Genomic DNA, 23307 nt, shown 5'->3' on the forward strand with positions numbered 1-23307 from the left:
GTCCCCGATGGGGCGACAGGTGTCGAAATCTGGAAGAAGCGGATTATGTATTGAGGTATTACTGGGTAATGAGTGGTATCAACAACTCACAACGTTACTTTCTCATCCTCTGTACCTGCTAAGGTTATAGGGACAAGCCGTACGGGCAATTAGTACTGGTTAGCTTAATGCATTACTGCACTTCCACACCCAGCCTATCAACGTCCTGGTCTCGAACGACCCTTCAAAGAGCTCAAGGCTCTGGGAAATCTCATCTCAAGGCAAGTTTCCCGCTTAGATGCTTTCAGCGGTTATCTCTTCCGAACTTAGCTACCCGGCAATGCCACTGGCGTGACAACCGGTACACCAGAGGTTCGTCCACTCCGGTCCTCTCGTACTAGGAGCAGCCCCCTTCAAATTTCCAACGCCCACGGCAGATAGGGACCAAACTGTCTCACGACGTTTTAAACCCAGCTCACGTACCACTTTAAATGGCGAACAGCCATACCCTTGGGACCGGCTACAGCCCCAGGATGTGATGAGCCGACATCGAGGTGCCAAACTCCCCCGTCGATATGAACTCTTGGGAGGAATCAGCCTGTTATCCCCAGAGTACCTTTTATCCGTTGAGCGATGGCCCTTCCATACAGAACCACCGGATCACTATGTCCTACTTTCGTACCTGCTCGACTTGTCAGTCTCGCAGTTAAGCACGCTTATGCCATTGCACTATCAACACGATGTCCGACCGTATCTAGCGTACCTTCGAACTCCTCCGTTACACTTTAGGAGGAGACCGCCCCAGTCAAACTGCCTACCATGCACTGTCCCCGATCCGGATAACGGACCAAGGTTAGAACCTCAAACAAACCAGGGTGGTATTTCAAGGTTGGCTCCACGAGAACTAGCGTCCCCGCTTCAAAGCCTCCCACCTATCCTACACAGATTGGTTCAAAGTCCAATGCAAAGCTACAGTAAAGGTTCATGGGGTCTTTCCGTCTAGCCGCGGGTAGATTGCATCATCACAAACATTTCAACTTCGCTGAGTCTCGGGAGGAGACAGTGTGGCCATCGTTACGCCATTCGTGCAGGTCGGAACTTACCCGACAAGGAATTTCGCTACCTTAGGACCGTTATAGTTACGGCCGCCGTTTACTGGGACTTCAATCAAGAGCTTGCACCCCATCATTTAATCTTCCAGCACCGGGCAGGCGTCACACCCTATACGTCCACTTTCGTGTTTGCAGAGTGCTGTGTTTTTATTAAACAGTCGCAGCCACCAGTTTATTGCAACCCTTTCACCCTCATGGAGTAAACCAATCAAGCTACCGGGGCGTACCTTTTCCCGAAGTTACGGTACCAATTTGCCGAGTTCCTTCTCCCGAGTTCTCTCAAGCGCCTTAGAATACTCATCTCGCCCACCTGTGTCGGTTTGCGGTACGGTCTCGTATGACTGAAGCTTAGAGGCTTTTCTTGGAACCACTTCCGATTGCTTCGTGAGCAAGCTCACTCGTCCCATCCCCTTGAATTCCGCGCCCGGATTTGCCTAAGCGCCTTCTATGAGACAGAAACTGACTATTCCAACAGTCAGACAACCTTCCGCGATCCGTCCCCCCATCGCATCATACGACGGTGCAGGAATATTAACCTGCTTCCCATCAGCTACGCATCTCTGCCTCGCCTTAGGGGCCGACTCACCCTGCTCCGATGAACGTTGAACAGGAAACCTTGGGCTTACGGCGTGGAGGCTTTTCACCCCCATTATCGCTACTCATGTCAGCATTCGCACTTCTGATACCTCCAGCATCCTTTACAAGACACCTTCGCAGGCTTACAGAACGCTCTCCTACCATATCCAATAAAGGATATCCGCAGCTTCGGTGACTGGCTTAGCCCCGTTACATCTTCCGCGCAGGACGACTCGATCAGTGAGCTATTACGCTTTCTTTAAATGATGGCTGCTTCTAAGCCAACATCCTGACTGTTTTAGCCTTCCCACTTCGTTTTCCACTTAGCCAATCTTTGGGACCTTAGCTGGCGGTCTGGGTTGTTTCCCTCTTGACGCCGGACGTTAGCACCCGACGTCTGTCTCCCAAGCTCGCACTCATCGGTATTCGGAGTTTGCAATGGTTTGGTAAGTCGCAATGACCCCCTAGCCATAACAGTGCTCTACCCCCGATGGTGATACTTGAGGCACTACCTAAATAGTTTTCGGAGAGAACCAGCTATTTCCAAGTTTGTTTAGCCTTTCACCCCTACCCACAGCTCATCCCCTAATTTTTCAACATTAGTGGGTTCGGACCTCCAGGGCGTGTTACCGCACCTTCATCCTGGCCATGAGTAGATCACTTGGTTTCGGGTCTACACCCAGCGACTGATCGCCCTATTCGGACTCGATTTCTCTACGGCTTCCCTATTCGGTTAACCTTGCCACTGAATGTAAGTCGCTGACCCATTATACAAAAGGTACGCAGTCACGGAACAAGTCCGCTCCTACTGTTTGTATGCACACGGTTTCAGGATCTATTTCACTCCCCTTCCGGGGTTCTTTTCGCCTTTCCCTCACGGTACTGGTTCACTATCGGTCGATTACGAGTATTTAGCCTTGGAGGATGGTCCCCCCATATTCAGACAGGATGTCACGTGTCCCGCCCTACTTGTCGTACGCTTAGTATCACCGGTCCGATTTCACATACGGGGCTATCACCCACTATGGCTCCTATTTCCAGAGGATTCTGTTATCGGTCCGACTATCACGTACAGGCTCTTCCCATTTCGCTCGCCGCTACTTTGGGAATCTCGGTTGATTTCTTTTCCTGCAGCTACTTAGATGTTTCAGTTCGCCGCGTTCGCCTTGCATACCTATGTATTCAGTATGCAATACCCTAAAAGGGTGGGTTGCCCCATTCGGAAATCTGCGGATCAAAGTGTGTTTGCTCACTCCCCGCAGCTTATCGCAAGCTACTACGTCCTTCATCGCCTGTAATCGCCAAGGCATCCACCATGTGCACTTATTCGCTTGTCCCTATAACGTTAGCCTCTGATTACCTAAGTAATCAAAGAGCGCTACAGGGATAAGAAAGTACAACGTTGTTGCTTGTTTGTTGATACATACAATCATTACCCATCGATTTGCTTTTTACGGCAAACCGATCAATAAATAATCTTTACTTCTTCCAGATTGTTAAAGAACGAAACAGCTTTGATCGCTAAAAGATCAAACCTAAATCCTGGTGTTGTGATCAACACTGATTTACGTTTGTGCTTTTGGTAAAACGTGGTGGAGGATGACGGGATCGAACCGACGACCCCCTGCTTGCAAAGCAGGTGCTCTCCCAGCTGAGCTAATCCCCCGGGAATTTACGACTCGGGTGTTACTGGTAGGGCTGGTTGGACTCGAACCAACGACCCCCGCGTTATCAACACGGTGCTCTAACCAGCTGAGCTACAGCCCCAACGCGGTGCTACTACGACTACTGTTTCTTCTCTTACTAACAGCCGATAAGTGTGAACATTTGATGCGTGAATCATTACTGATTCGTGCAAACTCTAGAAAGGAGGTGATCCAGCCGCACCTTCCGATACGGCTACCTTGTTACGACTTCACCCCAGTCACGAATCCTACCGTGGTAAGCGCCCTCCTTACGGTTAAGCTACCTACTTCTGGTAAAACCCGCTCCCATGGTGTGACGGGCGGTGTGTACAAGACCCGGGAACGTATTCACCGCGACATGCTGATCCGCGATTACTAGCGATTCCAACTTCATGCAGTCGAGTTGCAGACTACAATCCGGACTACGATACACTTTCTGCGATTAGCTCCCCCTCGCGGGTTGGCGGCGCTCTGTATGTACCATTGTATGACGTGTGAAGCCCTACCCATAAGGGCCATGAGGACTTGACGTCATCCCCACCTTCCTCCGGTTTGTCACCGGCAGTCTCATTAGAGTGCCCTTTCGTAGCAACTAATGACAAGGGTTGCGCTCGTTGCGGGACTTAACCCAACATCTCACGACACGAGCTGACGACAGCCATGCAGCACCTGTGTACTGGTTCTCTTTCGAGCACTCCCCAATCTCTCGAGGATTCCAGCCATGTCAAGGGTAGGTAAGGTTTTTCGCGTTGCATCGAATTAATCCACATCATCCACCGCTTGTGCGGGTCCCCGTCAATTCCTTTGAGTTTTAATCTTGCGACCGTACTCCCCAGGCGGTCTACTTCACGCGTTAGCTGCGTTACCAAGTCAATTAAGACCCGACAACTAGTAGACATCGTTTAGGGCGTGGACTACCAGGGTATCTAATCCTGTTTGCTCCCCACGCTTTCGTGCATGAGCGTCAATCTTGACCCAGGGGGCTGCCTTCGCCATCGGTGTTCCTCCACATATCTACGCATTTCACTGCTACACGTGGAATTCTACCCCCCTCTGCCAGATTCTAGCCTTGCAGTCTCCAATGCAATTCCCAGGTTGAGCCCGGGGATTTCACATCAGACTTACAAAACCGCCTGCGCACGCTTTACGCCCAGTAATTCCGATTAACGCTTGCACCCTACGTATTACCGCGGCTGCTGGCACGTAGTTAGCCGGTGCTTATTCTTCAGGTACCGTCATTAGCAAGAGATATTAGCTCTCACCGTTTCTTCCCTGACAAAAGAGCTTTACAACCCGAAGGCCTTCTTCACTCACGCGGCATTGCTGGATCAGGCTTTCGCCCATTGTCCAAAATTCCCCACTGCTGCCTCCCGTAGGAGTCTGGACCGTGTCTCAGTTCCAGTGTGGCTGGTCGTCCTCTCAGACCAGCTACTGATCGATGCCTTGGTAGGCTTTTACCCTACCAACTAGCTAATCAGATATCGGCCGCTCCACGAGCATGAGGTCTTGCGATCCCCCACTTTCATCCTTAGATCGTATGCGGTATTAGCGTAACTTTCGCTACGTTATCCCCCACTCTAGGGTACGTTCCGATATATTACTCACCCGTTCGCCACTCGCCACCAGAGCAAGCTCCGTGCTGCCGTTCGACTTGCATGTGTAAGGCATGCCGCCAGCGTTCAATCTGAGCCAGGATCAAACTCTTCAGTTTAATCTCTGTTACTTTGCCATTTTATTGGCACCGTCTTGCGACGGGTCGCTCACTCAAAAAACTGACAGGCTACTTCCGAAGAAGTATCCTATCTCATTATTTCTTGTGAACATTTGATATTTTAAGTATTACGCCAATCCGAAGATCGACGCTGCACTGACATCAAATGCCCACACTTATCGACTGTTAATTGTTAAAGAACTGTATTCGGCTACTGCTTTCGCGCTATCGACAAAGCGTTGTGTTTGTCAGCTGCGAAGAAGGAAGAGTATGAAGCAATTTGCTACGTCCGTCAACTCCTTCTTTTTACTGCATCGCCGTTTCCGGCGATCCTCAAAGCTGCATTTGACTGCGTCTCATTGGGGAGGCGAACTATAGCAAAGCACCGCACGCCCCGCAAGCGCTATTTTGCAGTTGGGCAAATATTGCCGTGTGATATCGTAGCGCCGACCGCACTCTGCCTCATCCACATAGATTCCCATGCCTATCCCACACATCTCCCCCACCGCCCATCCTGCCCTGGCCAGCGCACTCGACCATGCCATCAATAGCAAAACCAAGCCATTGGGCAGCCTCGGCATGCTGGAAACCCTGGCCCGTCAGATCGGCCTGATCCAGCAAAGCACGCAACTGGCGCTGCACCAGCCTGCCATCATCGTTTTCGCAGCCGACCATGGCGTCGTCGCCGAAGGTATTTCCGCCTACCCACAAAGCGTGACCTGGCAAATGGTGGAGAACTTCCTCGGTAACGGCGCCGCCATCAATGTCTTCGCCCGCCAGGCCGATTGCGCCCTCTATATAGTAGACGCGGGCGTGAACCACGATTTCGGTGTGCGCGATGGCTTGCTCGACCGCAAGCAAGGCCCTGGCACACGCAACTTCGCCACGGAACCGGCCATGAGCCAGGAGCAATGCCTGGCCGCCATGCAGGCCGGGATGGATCTGGTCGCCACCTTGGACGGCAACGTGCTGGGCTTTGGCGAAATGGGCATCGGCAACACCACGGCCGCTGCCGCACTGATGCACAAGCTGACCGGCACGCCCGTCGCCGATTGCGTCGGCGCCGGCACGGGCCTCTCGAAAGAAGGCGTACTACATAAACAGCAGGTGATCGAAGCGGCTGTTGCGCATCATGCGGCAGCCAATGAGCCGCTCGATGTGCTGGCCACCTTTGGCGGCTTCGAAATCGCCATGATGGCGGGCGCCATGCTGAAAGCGGCCGAACGGCGCATGATATTGCTGATCGACGGCTTCATCGTCAGCAGCGCCCTGCTGGTGGCGGCCCGTTTGCAGCCGGCCATCCTCGATTACTGCGTGTTTTCGCACTGCTCCGATGAAAACGGCCACCGCCAGCTGCTGGCCAGCCTGGGCGCGCGTCCGCTGCTGCAGCTTGATTTGCGCCTCGGTGAAGGCACGGGTTCCGCGCTGGCCTTGCCGCTGCTGCACGCGGCCGTCAATTTCATGCGCGAGATGGCCACCTTCGCCTCGGCCCAGGTCAGCGAAAAGTCCACGCCGGACTAAGATCATGGCCAACCCCGTTTCCGCCGCAGTCCACCAGTGCCGCCTGTTCTTTATCGCGCTGCAGTTCTTCACGCGCCTGCCCATCCCGCGCTGGGTGGGGTTCGAACCAGCCTGGCTGCAGCACGCCTCGCGCTACTTCCCCCTGGTCGGCGTAGTGGTGGCGGCCATATCCGGCGCCGTGTATCTGCTGGCCAGCTGGCTGCTGCCGTCGCCAGTGGCCGTGCTGCTGGCCGTCGCCGCCGGCATCTACCTGACGGGCGCCTTCCATGAAGACGGCTTCGCCGACATGTGCGACGGCTTCGGTGGCGGCTTGACGCGTGATCGCGTGCTGGAAATCATGAAGGATTCGCGCATCGGCGCCTATGGCGCCATCGGCATCCTCTGTTTGCTGGCCATCAAATGCGCGGCACTGGCCTCGCTGCCGCCAGCCGTCGTCGTGGCGACCCTGTTCATCGCCCATCCGCTCTCGCGCCTGGCCGCCGTCTCGCTGATCCGGTTCATGGACTACGCGCGCGACGAAGGCAAGGCCAAGCCGATGGCGCAGGAAATGCGCACGGGTGAATTCATCATCGCCACCGTCTGCGGCCTGCTGCCGGCCGCTGCCTGCGGCGTACTGGGAATATTTGACTGGGGCGCGCTGGCCTTTGCCATCGTGGCGGCGGCCACCTGCGCATTCTGGCTGGGCCGCAAATGCCAGCGCCGCCTGCAAGGCTACACGGGCGACTGCCTGGGCGCCGTGCAGCAAGTGGCAGAAGTGGCCGTCTACCTGGCCATCCTCTCCAGCTTCCAGCCTCCCGTGCGCTTCTATTAAACACGCATGCGCCTGATCCTCGTCCGCCACCCCGCGCCGCAAGTCGCCAGCGGCACCTGCTATGGCAGCAGCGACGTGGCGGTGGCGCCGCATGACATGGCTGCCGTGCGCGCCAGCCTGCAAGCAAGCCTGCCGGCACATGTGCCGCTCTACGCCAGCCCGCTGCGCCGCTGCGCCGACCTGGCGACGGCATTGGCGCAAGACCTGCCTGCCAGCGCCCTGCGCTTTGACGACCGGCTAGCCGAAATGGATTTCGGCTCCTGGGAAATGCGTCCCTGGCACGCCATCGAGCGCGCCGAGATCGACGCCTGGGCGGCCGACCTGGCCCACTACCGCCCCGGCGGCGGTGAAAATGTGCTGGCAATGGCCGCCCGCATCGATGCATTTCTGCATGACCTGTTGCGCGAACAACACGAAACGGCGGTCATCATCTGCCATGCGGGCACCATCCGCCTGCTCTGCGCATTGCAAGCCGGGCTGCCATTGGAGGAAACGGCCCTGCTGGCAGCCAATTCGGCCCATAAAATCGGCTACGGTGCGACGGTCGTCGTCGATTTCTGATATTGAATTGCCCAGCCAACCATGTCAGTCCATGCCTGCTGCACGTATAATGGCGGGGTTTTGGTGCCCGCGCTCATGTCCATGAGCGCAGTTAAACGGGAAACACGATGCCGCGATCGCGGCGAGCGTGTGCTGCCCCCGCAACGGTAAGCAAGTGTCGCCCCTCCCTACAGGAAGCGGGCGACAAGCTATCTCTGACAACCACTGTGCTTGCAATCATCGAGCATGGGAAGGTGGGATAGCTCTACTTGCCAGCCCGGATACCGGCCAGGACAGGTGGAAGTGCGGGCCTTGCCGGGCGCCGCGCCTTCCGTTGAATCTGGCTTGCGGGGACGCGAGCCGGGTGCTTTTTCCGAAGAAAACGATATCATGACTGCTCCCGTATTACACCGCCGCGCGCCGGCAATGGCGCCGCGCGCCCTGGTTTCCGCCATTTCCCTGTGCTTCATCGCCGCCGCTCCAGCATTCGCGCAAACCGCGAACAACACGCTGGACCAGATCGTTGTCACCGGCTCCCGCTTCAATAGCGACCCGGCATTGCAACCGATCGGCGCTACCGTCATCACGGCCGATGAAATCCGCCGCGCGGGCATCAGCGACGTGAACCAGGCCATCCGCAAGATCGGCGGCGTCTATGGCCGCCAAAGCCTCACCGGCAGTCCTGACTTCACCCTCGATCTGCGCGGCTTCGGCGCCACCGCCAGCCAGAACACGGTCGTGGTCCTCGATGGCGTGCGCCTGTCGGAAAATGAACTGACCGATCCAGTCCTGGCCAGCATCCCCATCGACAGCGTCGAACGCATCGAAATCACGCGCGGCGGCAGCAGCGTCCTGTATGGCGACGGCGCCACCAGCGGTGTGATCAATATCGTCACCAAACGTCCAGGCAAGCAGGCTGGCCGCGGTACCGTCTTTGCCGAAGTCGGCCAACTGGGCCAGCGCGAAGTGCGCGGCTCCGTAGCCCAGACCTGGAATAACGTCACTCTCGATGCCGCTATCGGCAAGCAGGAAACCGACAACTATCGCGACAATAACGAATACAAGCAGACCAACTTCGGCGGCGGCGCGCAATGGCAGGACAAGAATGTCCGCGCAGGTGTGCGTATCGACAGCACGCGTCAGGACAGCCGCCTCCCTGGCTCGATCACATTGGCCCAATTTGAAGACAATCCGCGTCAGGCGAAGACTCCGAAAGATTTCGGTTCAGTCGACAGCGACCGCTACACCGCCTTCGCCGAAGGCCGCCTGGGTGCCGTTGATCTGGCAGCCGAATTGTCGCACCGTGAAAAGACGGCCAAGTCCACCTATTTCAGCAGCTTCGGTCCTTCCGCCTCGGAACGCAAGGTCAAACAAAACCAGTTCTCGCCACGACTGCGCCACCTGGGCCAGTTCGACGGCATGCTCAATGAGATCGTCGCTGGCGCCGACTTCATCAAGTGGGACCTGCAGGTTGACGCTTCGTATTCCCAAGCCAAGGCAAAGCAGAAATCGCAGGCATTCTATGTGCGCGACGAATTGAAGTTCGCTGGCCCGCAAAACGTCCGCATTGCTGCGGGCGTGCGTCACGAAACCTTCGACAAGGACTTCAGCGACCCTCTCGGATACTTGACGACAGCCTACAATCTCAAGCAAAACTTCAATGCATGGGATGTGCAAGGCAGCTTCGATATCGTCTCGCAGGTGAATCTGTACGCCAAGGCCGGACAAAGCTATCGCGTCGCTAATGCCGATGAAAATGGCTTCACCCCTATCGCTAACAAACCATTGCAAGGCCAGACCTCGCACGACCTGGAACTGGGCGCAACCTACGACAACAGCATCATGAAGCTCGATGCCCGCGTCTTCCGCCACAAGCTGACCAACGAGATCTACTACGATCCGACGGCAGGTCAATTTGGCGGGGGTGCCAACACCAACCTGGACCCGACCAAACACCAGGGTTTCGAACTCGATGCCAGCGCGAATATCGCGGCTGACTGGCGCGTCAGCGGCCACTACCAGCACGTGAAGGCCACCTTTACCGAAGGCGTCAACTCGGGCAAGGAACTGACGCTGATCCCGAAAAACACCCTGTCGGCCCGTCTGTCGTGGGTACCGAAAAACGGCCAGAGCGCGGACATCGGCGCGCAATGGGTGGATAGCCAGCGCTATGGCAGCGATTTTGCCAATACCTGCGCTGCCAAGATCCCGTCGTTCACCACCTTCGATGCCCGCTATGCACGCAAGTTCGGCGCCTGGGAAGTGGCTGTGAACGCCTTGAACCTGACGGACAAGCAGTACTTCACCAACGCCTTCAGCTGCAAAGGCGGCATCTATCCTAGCAATGGCCGCCAGATGAAACTCTCGGCACGCTACGATTTCTAAAGTGGCCAGGAGTTGATTACAATGGCCCGTACGCGCAATCGCATGCGGGCCATTTTTTTGTATACGCCCCACCAACGCATCCGAGGAAGTCCGCAGCCACTTGCACCGCTCCCGTTTCACCTAAGGCAGTACATGCACCCATTTTTCCGCAATATGCGCCACCGCGCCACCGTGATCCTCACGGTGCTGGTCGCGTGCGCAGTTGCCAGCCTGATTTTCTCCGGCATGATCGGTTCGATCGCGATTCCGCTCGCCGACCTGCCCTCCGCCCTGTTCCATGTCGTACAGGGCAAGACCGACACCCTCGCCGCCACCCTGCTCGACCTGCGCATGGGCCGCGCGCTGACCGCGTTTGTCACCGGCGCGGCACTGTCGCTGGCCGGCGTGATGATGCAGGCGCTGCTGCGCAATCCGTTGGCCGACCCGTACGTGCTGGGCATTTCCGCCGGCGCCTCCGTCGGCGCCCTGGCCGCGCTGCTGTTCATGTGCGCACTGTGGGTGGTCGACGCGGCGGCGTTCGCTGGCGCCGTCGGCGTCTCCATGCTGCTGTACCTGTTTGCGCGGCGCGACCTGCGCGGCGGCACGGCGGCAGAAGGCGGCGCCTCGCTATTGCTGCTGACGGGCGTGATCCTGGCTTCGGCCTGCATGGCCATCGTCACCCTGATGCTGTCGATCGCGCCGGAAAGCCGCTTGCGCAGCATGGTGTTCTGGATGATCGGCGACCTGTCCGGCGCGCCGGCGCGGCTGATGCCCTGGCTGGTCCTGGGCGGCGCCATGGTCTTCGCGCTGCGCTGCGCGCGTTCGCTCAACGTCATGGCCCTGCACGCGGAAGCGGCCAGCACGCTGGGCGTGCGCGTGGGCGCCCTGCGCAAGGGCCTGTTCTTCTGTTCCGGCCTGCTCACGGCCAGCGCCGTCACCAGCGCCGGCAGCGTGGGCTTCGTCGGCCTGATCGTGCCGCATGCGCTGCGCTTCGCCTGCGGTCCCGATCACCGCCTGCTGATTCCCGCCGCCGCCCTGGCCGGCGGCACCTTCCTGGTGCTGGCCGATACACTGGCGCGCACCGTGCTGGCACCGTTGCAGCTGCCCGTCGGCGTCGTTACGGCGATGATAGGCGCGCCCGTCTTCCTGTACCAGCTGCATCGATTGCGCAGGGGATGAAACAAACATGATCCGCACCTATCAACTGGGCCTGAAGGCCGGCGCGCGCTGCCTCGTGGAAAACCTCACCTGGCGCATCCAGGAAGGCGAATGCTGGAGCGTCATCGGCCGCAACGGCGCCGGCAAGAGCACCCTGCTGCGCGCACTGGCCGGATTGCGCGAACCGGATGCTGGCCACGTGACGATACAGGGCCGCGCCCTGATCGACTGGCCGCTTGACGAGCTGGCGCGCGAACGGGCGTTCCTGGCGCAGGCGCGCCACGACGCGTTCTCCTACCGCGTCATCGAAACGGTGCTGTCGGCGCGCCACCCGTATCACGACAACCACTATTGGGAAGGCAGCGACGACCAGCGCATCGCCCTGGCGGCGCTGGCGTCGATGGAAGTCGAGCACCTGGCCGAACGTGACGTGCGCAGCCTGTCCGGCGGCGAGCGCCAGCGCGTGGCCATCGCCGCGATGCTGGCGCAGGATACGCCCTTGCTGCTGCTCGACGAACCGGCCAACGCGCTGGACCTGGCACACCAGGTCAGCGTCATGGGATTGCTGGCCAAACTCTGCCGCGAACAGAATAAAACCGTCGTCATGGTAGGGCATGACCTGAACCTGGCGCACAGCGTCTCGACCCATGCGCTGCTGCTGATGGGCGATGGCGGCTGGCTGGCCGGCCCCGTGGCCGAAGTCATGCAGGCGCCGACCCTGAGCGACTACCTGGGCCACCCGATCGAAATCATTGCCCACGGCAAACGCAAGATATTCATACCGAAAGAGGACTGACATGAGCGACAACAAGAACATCGACGCGGACACCGCCGCCATCAACGAACGCCACCGCGTGCGCATGGAGAGAAAAAAGGTCATCATCGACGCGGCCATCGCCAAGGCCGACAAGGAAATCGGCATCATCATCGTCAACACGGGCAATGGCAAGGGCAAGAGTTCGAGCGGCTTCGGCATGGCCATCCGCGCCATGGGCCACGGCATGAAAGTGGGCGTGGTGCAGTTCATCAAGGGCACCATGTCGACGGGCGAAGAGAAATTCCTGCGCCGCTTCCCCGACGAAATCAGTTTTCACGCGATGGGCGAAGGCTATACCTGGGAAACCCAGAACCGTGAACGCGACATCGAGAAAGCGGAACTGGCGTGGGAACAGGCAAAGACCTTCCTGGCCGATCCAGCCTATGGCCTGGTACTGTTCGATGAACTCAATATCGCCCTCAAGTACAAATACCTGGACGTGCACAAGGTGATTGCCGACCTGCTCGAACGCCCGGCCATGCAGCACGTGGTCATCACGGGCCGCGGCGCGCCCGATGAACTGATCGCCATCGCCGACACCGTCACGGAAATGGCCGTCGTCAAGCATGCGTATGCGGCCGGCATTGGCGCGCAACTCGGCACCGAGTGGTAACAGCGCCATGACGCGCACCCTGGTCTTCGGCGGCGCCCGTTCCGGCAAGAGCGCCTACGCCGAGCAACTGGCACGAGCGTCCGGCAAGGAGGTCATCTACATCGCCACCGCGCAGGCGGGCGACGGCGAAATGGCCACGCGCATCGCGCATCACCGGGCGCAGCGCCCGGCAGACTGGCCCACCGTGGAAGAACCGCTGCGCCTGGGCGACGCCATCCTGCGGCAGGCGCTGCCCGGCCGCCTGCTGCTGGTCGACTGCCTGACCCTGTGGCTGACGAACCTGATGTTTTCCACCGGCGAGACCTATCCGGACGTGGGCGACATCGCCCTGCCCGAACTGTTTCACAGCGAGCGCGCGCACCTGCTGTACGCGCTGGCCGAAATCGAGGAAACGGGCTGCGACCTCGTGCTGGTATCGAACGAAGTGGGCATGGGCATCGTGCCGTATGGCGCCATCTCGCGCTGCTTCACCGACGAAGCGGGCCGCTTGAACCAGGCCGTCGCGGCCCTCTGCGACAGGGCCGTTTTTGTCGCCGCCGGCCTGCCGCTGCACCTGAAGGGCGGCCCATGCTGAGCGGCTTGTCGCTGCCCATGCTGGCGGGCCTGATGACGGCCGGCGTGCTGCTCGACATGCTGCTGGGCGAGACGCGCCGCTGGCATCCGCTGGTCGGTTTTGGCCGCCTCGCCAATGCGCTCGAGCACCTGCTGAACCGGGGCCGCGGGCGCTTCGTGCGCGGCGCGCTGGCATGGATGCTCGCCGTGCTGCCGATCAGCTATGCCGCCTATTGGCTGTGCGGCCTGGCCGGTGCCGCCCTCCACGTCTTCCTTTTATATCTATGCCTCGGCTTGCGCAGCCTGCGCGACCATAACCAGCCGATCGCCGACGCGCTGGCCGCCGGGGATCTGGACAACGCGCGCCTGCTGACGGCGCGCATCGTCAGCCGCGACACGGCCAACGCCGATGCGGCCAGCCTGGCCAAGGCCAGCACGGAATCCTTGCTGGAAAACGGCAACGACGCTGTCTTCGGCACCCTGTTCTGGTTTGCCGTGGCCGGCGGCCCCGGCGCCGTGCTATTCCGGCTGGCGAATACTCTCGACGCCATGTGGGGCTACCGCAACGCACGCTACGACTGGTTCGGCTGCTGCGCCGCGCGCATCGACGACATATTGAACTACCTGCCGGCGCGCCTGACGGCCCTGTCGTATGTCTTGCTGGGCAAGCGCACGGCCGACAAGCAGCGCGCCTGGCACTGCTGGCGCAGTCAGGCGCCGCACTGGGGCAGCCCGAATGCGGGCCCCGTCATGGCCAGCGGCGCCGGCGCTCTGGGCCTGGCCCTGGGCGGCGACGCCATCTACGACGGCAAGCTGGAACGCCGCCCGCCGCTGGGCAGCGGACGCCCGGCCGAAGCGCACGATATCGACCGCGCCTGGCGCCTGGTCGCCGAGACGGCCGTGCTGTGGCTGATCTGGGTGGCGCTGCTGGCGGGCCTGTCTTACCTGCGGGAGACCTATCTTGCTTGAACACGGCGGCAACCTGCGCGACGCGGCGCGCGAATATGGCCGGCCGCTGGCCGACTGGATCGACCTGTCGACCGGCATCAACCCGCACTGGTATGCGGCGCCAGCACCGGACGCCAACGCCTGGCACCGGCTGCCGGAAGCCGATCCGGCGCTGGCCGCTGCCGCCTGCGCCTACTACGGCGCGCCGGCCATGCTGCCCGTGGCGGGCACGCAGGCCGCCATCCAGGCCCTGCCCCGGCTGCGCGCGCCATCGCGCGTGGTGGTGACCGCCCCGTCGTATGCGGAACACGCGCACCATTGGGGCCAGCATGGCCACCAATTGCGCCAGATGCCGTATGCGCAACTGGCCGGCGCCGTGGACCACTGCGACGTGCTGGTCGTCTGCAATCCGAACAATCCCACGGGCGAACGCATCGCCCCCGAACTGCTGCGGGAGTGGGCCGCCAGGCTGGCCGCGCGCGGCGGCTGGCTGGTGGTCGACGAAGCGTTTGGCGATACGGAGTCGCACGCCAGCCTGGGCCGCCATACGCAGCAGCCGGGACTCATCGTGCTGCGTTCGGTGGGCAAGTTCTTTGGCCTGGCGGGCCTGCGCCTGGGCTTTGTCGCCGCCCAGCCCGCGCTGCTGGCACAACTGGCTGACCTGCTGGGCCCGTGGACCGTCAGCGGTCCGGCCCAGCAAGTGGCGCTGGCCGCCCTGAACGACACGCACTGGCAGCAGGCGATGCGCGCACGCCTGCAAGCACAAGGCGAACGTCTGCGGCAGCTGCTGGCGACCCACGGCATCGCCAGCAACGGCACGGCGCTGTTTCAATGGTGGCCGGAAGAACGCGCCGACGCCTTCTGGCGCCACATGGCGGAATCCGGTATCTGGGTGCGCCTGTTCCGCCACGCCGCCCACGGCATCCGCCTGGGCCTGCCCCCCGACGAACCCGCCTGGCTGCGCCTGCAGCAGGCCCTCACCGCATGGAAGCACACATGAAAAACCTGAACATATCGCTGCTGCTGGCCGGACTGATTTCGCTGCAGGCGCATGCCGCCATCACCGTGCGCGACGACGACGGCAATACCGTCACCGTGGAAAAACCCGCGCAGCGCATCCTGGCGCTGGCGCCGCACGTCACGGAACTGCTGTTCGCTGCCGGCGGCGGCGAGAAGATCGCCGGCGTCGTCAGCTACAGCGACTACCCGGAGGCGGCTAAAAAAATCATGCAGGTCGGCGACAACCGCCAATACGACATGGAGCGCATCATCGCCATGAAGCCGGACCTGATCGTCGTCTGGATGCATGGCAGCGCCGAGCGCCAGATCGCCATGCTGCGCCAGCTGAAAGTGCCCATCTACCACAGCGAACCGCGCAAGCTGGCCGACATCCCCGACAGCATGGAGCGCCTGGGCCAACTGATGGGGACGGAAAAAGTCGCCAGACCGGCGGCTGCCCAGCTGCGCGCCAAACTGGCCAGCTTGACGTCGCAATACGCGCAGCGTCCGCCCGTGCGCGTGTTTTACCAGGTGTGGGACAAGCCTCTCTATACCTTGAGCGGCGCCAGCATCATCAGCGATTCGATGCGCGTATGCGGCGGCCAGAATGTGTTTGCCGCGATGAAGGTGGTGGCGCCCGTCGTCACGCCGGAAGGCGTGCTGCAGGAAGACCCGGAAGTCATCTTCGGCACCAGCGAGAAAAGCGATGCGCGCAGCGAAGGCGGACTGGCCATGTGGCGCGCCTTCCCGTCGATGACGGCCGTGCGCCGCAATAACCTGTTCCGCCTGAATGGCGATTTGCTGAACCGCGCCGGCCCGCGCATGATCGAAGGCACGGCCGCCATGTGCGAGCAGCTGGAGCTGGCCCGCCAGCGCCGCGCGAAAGCCGTCCCATGACGCGACAAGCGCCATTTCCGGCGCTGATGGTACAAGGCACCACGTCCGACGCCGGCAAGAGCACCGTCGTCGCGGCCCTGTGCCGATTGTTGAAACGGCGCGGCGTGACGGTGGCGCCGTTCAAGCCGCAGAACATGGCCTTGAATAGCGCGGTGACGGCCGACGGCGGCGAGATCGGACGCGCCCAGGCCTTGCAGGCGCTGGCCTGCGGCATCGCGCCGCACACGGACATGAACCCGGTGCTGTTAAAGCCTTCGTCGAACACGGGCGCGCAGGTGATCATCCATGGCAAGGTGCGCGCCGAGATGGATGCGCGCGACTACCAGCAGTACAAAACCATCGCCATGGGCGCCGTGCTGGAATCCTATGCGCGCCTGCGTGGGCAATACGACGCCGTCGTCGTCGAAGGCGCGGGCAGTCCCGCCGAAGTCAACCTGCGGGCGCGCGATATCGCCAACATGGGCTTTGCGGAAGCCGTCGACTGCCCCGTGATCCTGGTGGCCGACATCGACCGCGGCGGCGTCTTCGCGCACATCATCGGCACCCTGGCCTGTTTGTCCGACAGCGAGCGGGCGCGCATCGTCGGCTTCGTCATCAACCGCTTCCGCGGCGACATTTCGCTGCTGGCGCCCGGCATCGACTGGCTGGAACAGCAGACGGGCAAGCCCGTGCTGGCCGTGCTGCCCTACCTGCAAGGCCTGTTCCTCGATGCGGAAGACGCCGTCGAAGCGACGCAGGCGGAACAAGGAGCCTTCAAAGTCGTGGTGCCGCAACTGCCGCGCATCAGCAACCACACGGATGTCGACGCCCTGCGCGCGCATCCCGATATCGACCTGCAATTCATCAAGCAGGGGCAGCCGATCCCGCCGGCCGACCTGGTGATCCTGCCCGGCAGCAAAAACACGCGCGGCGACCTGGCCTGGCTGCAGCAGCAGGGCTGGCCCGCCTACCTGGCGAAACACCTGCGCTATGGCGGCAAGGTGATCGGCATCTGCGGCGGCTTCCAGATGCTGGGACAGTCCGTGCACGACCCGCTGGGCGTGGAAGGCGCCAGCGGCGTATCGACGGCGCTGTGCCTGCTCGACATGCACACGCAGCTGACGGCCGAAAAGACGCTGGAACAGGTCACGGGCCACTGCGCATTTGACGAAGCGACTGACATTGCCGTCGCCGGTTATGAAATCCACATGGGCGTCTCGCACGGCGCGGCCATGCAGCAGCCGGCGTTTGTCATCGACGGCCGGCCCGAAGGGGCCGTATCGGCCGACGGACAGATCCTGGGCAGCTATCTGCACGGCATGTTCGACACGCCCGCCGCCTGCGCGGCGCTGCTGCGCTGGGCGGGACTGGAATCCGGGCATGCGGTCGACACCAGCGCCCTGCGCGAGGCCAGCCTGGAGCGCATCGCCGACGCGGCGCAAGCGCTGATGGATGCGCTCGACAAGCTGGGGAGACCGTCGACGTTTCCATGATGCACAGCAACAGCGGGCGCGGCGGCGACGTGGCGGGGCCATTTATGTGACAATTGCTGGCATACACAGGCGCAGTATCCACGACCAGGCTCCGCATCCATGACCAGTTCCCCGATTAAAAGCTACCTTCCCTGGGTGGTCGCCACCGCCCTGTTCATGGAGCAACTCGACTCCACCATCGTCAACACCGCCATTCCCGCCATGGCAGCCAGCCTGAACGTGACGCCGCTGAGCCTGAAGGCCGTCGTCACCAGCTATATCCTGAGCCTGGCCGTGTGCATCCCCATCAGCGGCTGGATGGCCGACCGCTTCGGCACGCGGCGCGTGTTTTCCGCCGCCGTCGCCATCTTCACCATCGCCTCGATCCTGTGCGGCCTGTCCGTCAATTCGCCGATGCTGGTGGCGGCGCGGCTGCTGCAGGGCGTGGGCGCGGCCATGATGATGCCGGTGGGCAGGCTGACCATCATCCGCACCTTTCCCAAGTCGCAACTGCTGGCGGCCATGAACTTCGTCATCATCCCGGCCCTGATCGGCCCCCTGCTGGGCCCCACGGTGGGCGGGCTGATCGTGCACTGGCTGTCCTGGCGCGAGATTTTCTTCGTCAACGTGCCCGTGGGCCTCGTGGCCCTCTACCTGGCGCACCGCTACATGCCCGACTATTACGGCGACAAGCCGCGCCCGCTGGACCTGATCGGCCTGGTGCTGTTCGGCACGGGCATCGCGCTGCTGTCGTGGCTGCTGGAAATCTTCGGCGAACACCGCATCGACCCCACCTCGTTTGCCGTGCTGCTGTTCATCTCGATCAGCCTGCTGGCCGCGTATGCCTGGCACTCGAGCGAAGTGCTGCATCCGCTGCTGCGCCTGACCCTGTTCAAGATCCGCACCTTCCGCGTCTCCGTGGTGGGCGGCTTCGTCACGCGCCTGGGCGTGGGCGGCCTGCCCTTCCTCTTGCCGCTGCTGTACCAGCTGGGCCTGGGCTTGCCCGCCTGGCAGTCGGGCCTGCTGATGATGCCGTCGGCCGCCGCCGCCATGGGCATGAAATTCATTTCCGCGCGCGTGCTGGCCCGCTTCGGCTACCGCCAGGTGCTGATCGTCAACACGGTGCTGATCGGCGTCACCATCGCCATGTTCTCGCAGGTGGGCGTGGGCACGCCCCTGTACGTGATCGTCGCCATCAGCCTGTGCATGGGCTTTTTCAATTCGCTGCAGTTTTCCAGCATGAACACCATCGCATATGCCGACGTGGACAATGCCGACTCCAGCATGGCCAGCACCATCGCCAGCTCGATGCAGCAGCTGTCGATGAGCTTTGGCCTTGCTTTCGGCTCGCTGATCACGGGCTGGTACCTGGGCGACATGCCGCAGTCGGACCGCGCCATGCTGAGCACGGCGCTGCACCACGCCTTCCTGACCCTGGCCGCCTTGACGGTGCTGTCCTCGCTGACCTTCTGGACCTTGCGCCGCGACGATGGCGAAAGCATCAGCAAGGGCACGGACATCGACGAGGAGGACGCCGCCGATGTGAAAGCCCAGGCCGTTGTGCAGACGGAAGTGCAAACGACAAAAGGCTGAGCCAGATCAAGCTTGCCGCCAGCGTCGCTGGCGCTTTGGCCTGCCGCTGCTACCTTGACGGCAGGAGGCGCACATGGCGGCCGAGCGGCGGTTTGCATGGAAAGGCACTGACCGCCATGGCAAGACGGTGGACGGCGTCCTGCGCGCGGCCGATGCCGGCGCCGCCAAGGTCGCGCTAAGGCGTCAGGGCATCCTCGCCAGCAAGGTCAAGGCCCCGCGCGCCGCGCCCGGCAAGGCCATCACGCACAACGATATCGCCCTGTTTACGCGCCAGCTGTCGACCATGATGGCGGCCGGCGTGCCGCTGCTGCATGCCTTCGACATCGCAGGCAAGAGCCACGCCAAGCCGGCCATCACGCAGCTGATGCGCGACTTGCGCAGCGATATCGAAGCGGGCAGCAGCCTGCAGCAGGCGTTCCGCCAGTATCCGCTGCTGTTTGACGAACTGTATTGCAACCTGCTGGCCGCCGGCGAGCAGGCCGGCATCGTGCAGGAATTGCTGGCGCGCCTGGCCACCCACCAGGAGAAAGCCATCGCCCTGCGGCGGCAAGTGCGTGGCGCGCTGATGTATCCGCTGGCCATCGTGCTTGTCGCCATCGTCGTCACGGCCATCATCATGAGCGTGGTCGTGCCCGCCTTCCGCCAGGTCTTCGACAGCTTCGGCGCACCGTTGCCGCTGCCGACCTTGCTCGTCATGGGTTTGTCGTCCTTTTTCGTGCGCTACTGGCCAGGATTGGCTGCCGCGCTGGCCGTCGCCGCCCTGCTGCTGCGCCTGGCCTGGCGCCGCTGGCCCGCCTTGCGCCGCCACGCCCAATTGCAGGCGCTGCGCTTGCCGCTGTTCGGCCCGCTCCTGCGCAAGGCGGCGATCGCGCGCTGGACACGCACCCTGGCCGCCATGTTCGCGGCCGGCGTGCCCCTGCTCGACTCGCTCGACCTGGTGGGCGCCGCCTCGGGCCACGCGTTGTACCGGGAAGCGACGCAGCGCATCGAACGCGACATTCGCGCCGGCGGCAGCCTGGCCCTGGCCATGGAGCACGCCGGCGTGTTTCCCGACCTGCTGACGCAACTGGCGCTGATCGGCGAGGAATCGGGCGCGCTGGACGCCATGCTGTCGCGCGCGGCCGAGATCATCGAAGGGGAATTCGAAGCCAGCATATCGGTCCTGGCATCGCTGCTGGAGCCGGCGCTGATGGTGGTGCTGGGCGTGCTGGTCGGCGCCCTCGTGATCGCCCTGTATTTGCCCATTTTTAAGCTCGGCGCCGTGATTTGAACGATCGCGCCGCCAAAACACCCCCATGCGCTGGCGGATGTTTTACACTGCGGCAGTGCCAGGCAATGTTTGCGCGGCAACAATCTTCACCTCAGACTAGTCACCATGCTGCAAGATACCCTGTTGTTCGCCGCGCCCGGCAACCTGCCCGTCGCCCTCGTCGCCGCCCTGTTCGGCCTGATCGTCGGCAGCTTCCTGAACGTCGTGATCCACCGCATCCCGAAAATGATGCAGCGCGACTCCGATAATTACGTGGCGGAAGAAAGCGGCCAGCCGTTGCCGCATACGGACCGCTACAACCTGATGCTGCCGCATTCGAACTGCACCGCCTGCGGCCACCGCATCACGGCCATGGAAAACATTCCCGTCATCAGCTACCTGCTGCTACGCGGAAAATGCAGCGCCTGCCAGGCACCGATCTCGGCCCGCTATCCGCTGGTGGAATTGCTCACGGGCGCGCTGTCGGCCGTGCTGGTCTGGCATTTCGGCAGCGGCTGGACGGGGCTGGCCACGCTCGTCTTTGCCTACCTGCTGATCGCCATGACCTTCATCGACGCCGATACGCAAATGCTGCCGGACGACCTCACCTTCCCCCTGCTGTGGGCCGGTCTGCTGGTCAATATCAACGGTACTTTCGTGCCCCTGCAGGATGCCGTCATCGGCGCGGCCGCCGGCTATCTGGCCCTGTGGAGCGTGTACTGGGCCTTCAAGCTGGCGACAGGCAAGGAAGGAATGGGCTATGGTGACTTCAAATTGCTGGCGGCGCTCGGTGCCTGGCTGGGCTGGACCATGTTGCCGACAATCATCTTATTGTCGTCGCTGGTCGGCGCCCTGGTCGGCATCGGCCTGATCGTGTTTGCCCGGCGGGGACGCGACAAGCCGATTCCGTTTGGCCCCTACCTGGCCGCCGCGGGACTCATCGCCCTGCTGTACGGCACGCCGCTGTCGCAACTCACGCTTGGCCTGATCGGCTGATTTTCTTCGCGCAGCATGGCTGCCCCGGATTGGACAACAGATATGGAAACACAGAACGCGCCCTATTTCAGCGTAGGACTCACTGGCGGCATCGGCTGCGGCAAGAGCACGGTGGCCGACATGTTCGCCGCGCGCGGCGCCACCATCGTCGACACCGACCAGATCGCGCACAGCCTGACGGCACCGAATGGCGCGGCCATGCCGGCCCTGGTGGCGGAATTTGGCGCCGCCTATGCCGATGCGCGCGGCGCCCTGGACCGCGCCAGGATGCGCACTCTCGTATTTTCCGATGCCGATGCCAAGGCGCGGCTGGAAGCGATCCTGCATCCGCGCATCCGCCAGGCGACCCTGGCGGCGGCCGCCGAAGCGACGGGCAGCTACGTGATCTTTGCCGTGCCCCTGCTGGTCGAGTCTGGCGGATGGGTGGAGCGGGTCGACCGCGTGCTGGTCATCGATTGCCTGGAAAGCCTGCAAGTATCGCGCGTGATGGCGCGCAATGGCTTATCGGAAGAACAAGTCAAGGCCATCATGGCGACGCAGGCGACGCGCGCCATGCGCCTGGCGGCGGCCGACGACGTGATCGATAACAATGGCGATTTGGCAGCACTCGAGCCGCAGATTGCCCAGTTGCACGATTTATATCTGGCATTTTCAAAAAGAATGGCTGGAATCGGGTCGCAACGTTTGTAATTTGTCGACGCTTGGTTCAAAATCACGGGATTGTTTGCAGGTCCTTACTTAAGGGAACTATTTTGATTGTCTACGAATACCCTTTCAACGAACGCATACGTACCTTGTTGCGGCTGGAAGACCTGTACGACAAATTCAAGTTCTTCGTCCAGCAGGAACATGCAATGCAACACCATGTTGCTTTGGCAACTATTTTCGATATGCTCGAAGTGGCCGGCCGCGCCGACCTGAAATCCGACTTGCTGCAGGAGCTCGAGCGCCAGCGCCAGAGCCTGCTGGGCTACCGCAGCAATCCGAATGTGGAACCGGAAACCCTGGACGCCATCCTGGCAGAACTCGACAGTGTCAGCGGCGCCCTGGTGGCGGCGCAAGGCAAGACGGGGCAGAATATCCGCGACAATGAATGGCTGATGAGCATCCGCGGCCGTACCATCATCCCGGGCGGCGCCTGCGAATTCGACTTGCCGTCCTACTTTGCATGGCAAAAACGCAGCTCGGAACAACGGCTGGCCGATATTCACGCCTGGTTTGCCCCGCTGGCCCCGCTGTTCGATGCGCTGGCCCTCGTGCTGCGCCTGCTGCGCGATTCGGGCGGCCCCGTGAAACTGATCGCCAATGGCGGCAGCTACCAGCAAATGCTGCAAGGCAAGGTCTACCAGATGCTGCGCCTGAGCCTGGATGAAACCAGCGGCGCCATCCCGGAAATTTCCGCCAACAAATACATGCTGTGGGTGCGCTTCACCACCCAGGGCGGCGACTTGAAACCCAAGCCGCTGGAAGACGATGTCCCATTCGAGCTCACGCTCTGTAATTTTTAACTGTAATCGCCATGACCGTAGTCAACTGCCCTACCTGTGCCGCCAAAGTCGAATGGACTGAAGCCAATAAATACCGCCCGTTCTGCTCGGAGCGCTGCAAGCAGATCGACCTGGGCGCCTGGGCCGAGGAAAAGTACACGATCCCCGCCGCCGATCCGTTCGAGGATCCGCTGGCAGACGAAGACAACAAGCCGCAATAAGAACCGCGCTCAACACCGGCAGCGTGG

The 23307-nt window shown here is 61.5% G+C and carries 18 protein-coding genes, 2 tRNA genes, 2 rRNA genes and 1 riboswitch; of the genes, 18 read left to right on the forward strand and 4 right to left on the reverse strand.

What is annotated here, in order from left to right; genetic code table 11:
- Positions 1–128: 128 nt before the first annotated feature.
- From YQ44_RS22290 to YQ44_RS22305, 4 genes are all read right to left on the reverse strand, one after another.
- Positions 129–3004: ribosomal RNA gene (locus tag YQ44_RS22290) — 23S ribosomal RNA — on the reverse strand.
- Between the two features lie 253 nt (positions 3005–3257).
- A tRNA-Ala gene (locus YQ44_RS22295) sits at positions 3258–3333 on the reverse strand.
- Positions 3334–3357: 24 nt separating this feature from the next.
- Positions 3358–3434: transfer RNA gene (locus tag YQ44_RS22300), tRNA-Ile, on the reverse strand.
- 98 nt (positions 3435–3532) lie between these two features.
- Positions 3533–5063: ribosomal RNA gene (locus YQ44_RS22305) — 16S ribosomal RNA — on the reverse strand.
- The 16S and 23S rRNA genes sit together here with 2 tRNA genes alongside, the layout of an rRNA operon.
- A 480-nt stretch (positions 5064–5543) precedes the next feature.
- On the opposite strand from YQ44_RS22305, the gene cobT reads away from it, so the two are divergent.
- The 18 genes from cobT to yacG all read left to right on the forward strand — a co-directional run bounded on the left by cobT (position 5544) and on the right by yacG (position 23280).
- Positions 5544–6584 (forward strand): nicotinate-nucleotide--dimethylbenzimidazole phosphoribosyltransferase, encoded by a 1041-nt coding sequence (gene cobT, locus YQ44_RS22310; protein ID WP_071325253.1) that lies wholly within the window; start codon positions 5544–5546, stop codon positions 6582–6584.
- Positions 6585–6588: 4 nt separating this feature from the next.
- Complete coding sequence (locus tag YQ44_RS22315; RefSeq protein ID WP_071325254.1) at positions 6589–7395, forward strand: adenosylcobinamide-GDP ribazoletransferase; 807 nt, start codon at positions 6589–6591, stop codon at positions 7393–7395.
- 6 nt (positions 7396–7401) lie between these two features.
- Positions 7402–7956 carry a histidine phosphatase family protein gene (locus tag YQ44_RS22320; RefSeq protein WP_071325255.1) on the forward strand — a complete coding sequence of 185 codons (555 nt, stop codon included), beginning with the start codon at positions 7402–7404 and terminating at the stop codon, positions 7954–7956.
- 44 nt (positions 7957–8000) lie between these two features.
- A riboswitch (cobalamin riboswitch) is annotated at positions 8001–8242 on the forward strand.
- 83 nt (positions 8243–8325) lie between these two features.
- Entirely contained in the window at positions 8326–10320 is a 1995-nt protein-coding gene (locus YQ44_RS22325) for a TonB-dependent receptor (protein ID WP_071326691.1), read from the forward strand.
- A 132-nt stretch (positions 10321–10452) separates the two neighbouring features.
- Entirely contained in the window at positions 10453–11478 is a 1026-nt protein-coding gene (locus tag YQ44_RS22330) for a FecCD family ABC transporter permease (RefSeq protein ID WP_071325256.1), read from the forward strand.
- Positions 11479–11485: 7 nt separating this feature from the next.
- Positions 11486–12253 (forward strand): ABC transporter ATP-binding protein, encoded by a 768-nt coding sequence (locus YQ44_RS22335; protein ID WP_071325257.1) that lies wholly within the window; start codon positions 11486–11488, stop codon positions 12251–12253.
- A 1-nt stretch (position 12254) separates the two neighbouring features.
- Positions 12255–12887 (forward strand): cob(I)yrinic acid a,c-diamide adenosyltransferase, encoded by a 633-nt coding sequence (gene cobO, locus YQ44_RS22340; protein ID WP_071325258.1) that lies wholly within the window; start codon positions 12255–12257, stop codon positions 12885–12887.
- A gap of 7 nt (positions 12888–12894) precedes the next feature.
- Positions 12895–13461: a bifunctional adenosylcobinamide kinase/adenosylcobinamide-phosphate guanylyltransferase gene (cobU, locus tag YQ44_RS22345; RefSeq protein ID WP_071325259.1), complete on the forward strand. Its 567-nt coding sequence runs from the start codon at positions 12895–12897 to the stop codon at positions 13459–13461.
- Positions 13455–14408 carry an adenosylcobinamide-phosphate synthase CbiB gene (gene cbiB / locus YQ44_RS22350; protein WP_071325260.1) on the forward strand — a complete coding sequence of 318 codons (954 nt, stop codon included), beginning with the start codon at positions 13455–13457 and terminating at the stop codon, positions 14406–14408. The genes cobU and cbiB overlap by 7 nt, the downstream gene beginning before the upstream one ends.
- A complete protein-coding gene (cobD, locus tag YQ44_RS22355; protein ID WP_071325261.1) occupies positions 14401–15387 on the forward strand; it encodes a threonine-phosphate decarboxylase CobD in 987 nt (328 codons plus the stop codon). Before cbiB ends, cobD begins: the two co-directional genes overlap by 8 nt.
- On the forward strand, positions 15384–16283 hold the full coding sequence (locus tag YQ44_RS22360) for a cobalamin-binding protein (RefSeq protein WP_071325262.1): 900 nt from the start codon (positions 15384–15386) through the stop codon (positions 16281–16283). The genes cobD and YQ44_RS22360 overlap by 4 nt, the downstream gene beginning before the upstream one ends.
- A complete protein-coding gene (locus YQ44_RS22365; RefSeq protein WP_071325263.1) occupies positions 16280–17755 on the forward strand; it encodes a cobyric acid synthase in 1476 nt (491 codons plus the stop codon). Before YQ44_RS22360 ends, YQ44_RS22365 begins: the two co-directional genes overlap by 4 nt.
- A 99-nt stretch (positions 17756–17854) precedes the next feature.
- Positions 17855–19327 (forward strand): DHA2 family efflux MFS transporter permease subunit, encoded by a 1473-nt coding sequence (locus tag YQ44_RS22370; RefSeq protein WP_232250971.1) that lies wholly within the window; start codon positions 17855–17857, stop codon positions 19325–19327.
- A gap of 73 nt (positions 19328–19400) precedes the next feature.
- Positions 19401–20597, forward strand: a complete 1197-nt coding sequence (locus tag YQ44_RS22375) for a type II secretion system F family protein (RefSeq protein WP_071325265.1) — start codon at positions 19401–19403, stop codon at positions 20595–20597.
- A gap of 105 nt (positions 20598–20702) precedes the next feature.
- Positions 20703–21572, forward strand: a complete 870-nt coding sequence (locus tag YQ44_RS22380) for a prepilin peptidase (RefSeq protein WP_071325266.1) — start codon at positions 20703–20705, stop codon at positions 21570–21572.
- Between the two features lie 42 nt (positions 21573–21614).
- Complete coding sequence (gene coaE / locus YQ44_RS22385; protein WP_071325267.1) at positions 21615–22262, forward strand: dephospho-CoA kinase; 648 nt, start codon at positions 21615–21617, stop codon at positions 22260–22262.
- Positions 22263–22324: 62 nt separating this feature from the next.
- Positions 22325–23080 (forward strand): cell division protein ZapD, encoded by a 756-nt coding sequence (gene zapD, locus YQ44_RS22390; RefSeq protein WP_071325268.1) that lies wholly within the window; start codon positions 22325–22327, stop codon positions 23078–23080.
- An 11-nt stretch (positions 23081–23091) separates the two neighbouring features.
- The gene (gene yacG, locus YQ44_RS22395) at positions 23092–23280 is read left to right on the forward strand and encodes a DNA gyrase inhibitor YacG (RefSeq protein ID WP_071325269.1); all 189 of its coding nucleotides are present in this window, start codon (positions 23092–23094) and stop codon (positions 23278–23280) included.
- The last annotated feature ends 27 nt before the right edge of the window (positions 23281–23307 follow it).

The organism is Janthinobacterium sp. 1_2014MBL_MicDiv (genome assembly GCF_001865675.1).
Taxonomy (GTDB): Bacteria; Pseudomonadota; Gammaproteobacteria; order Burkholderiales; family Burkholderiaceae_D; genus Janthinobacterium.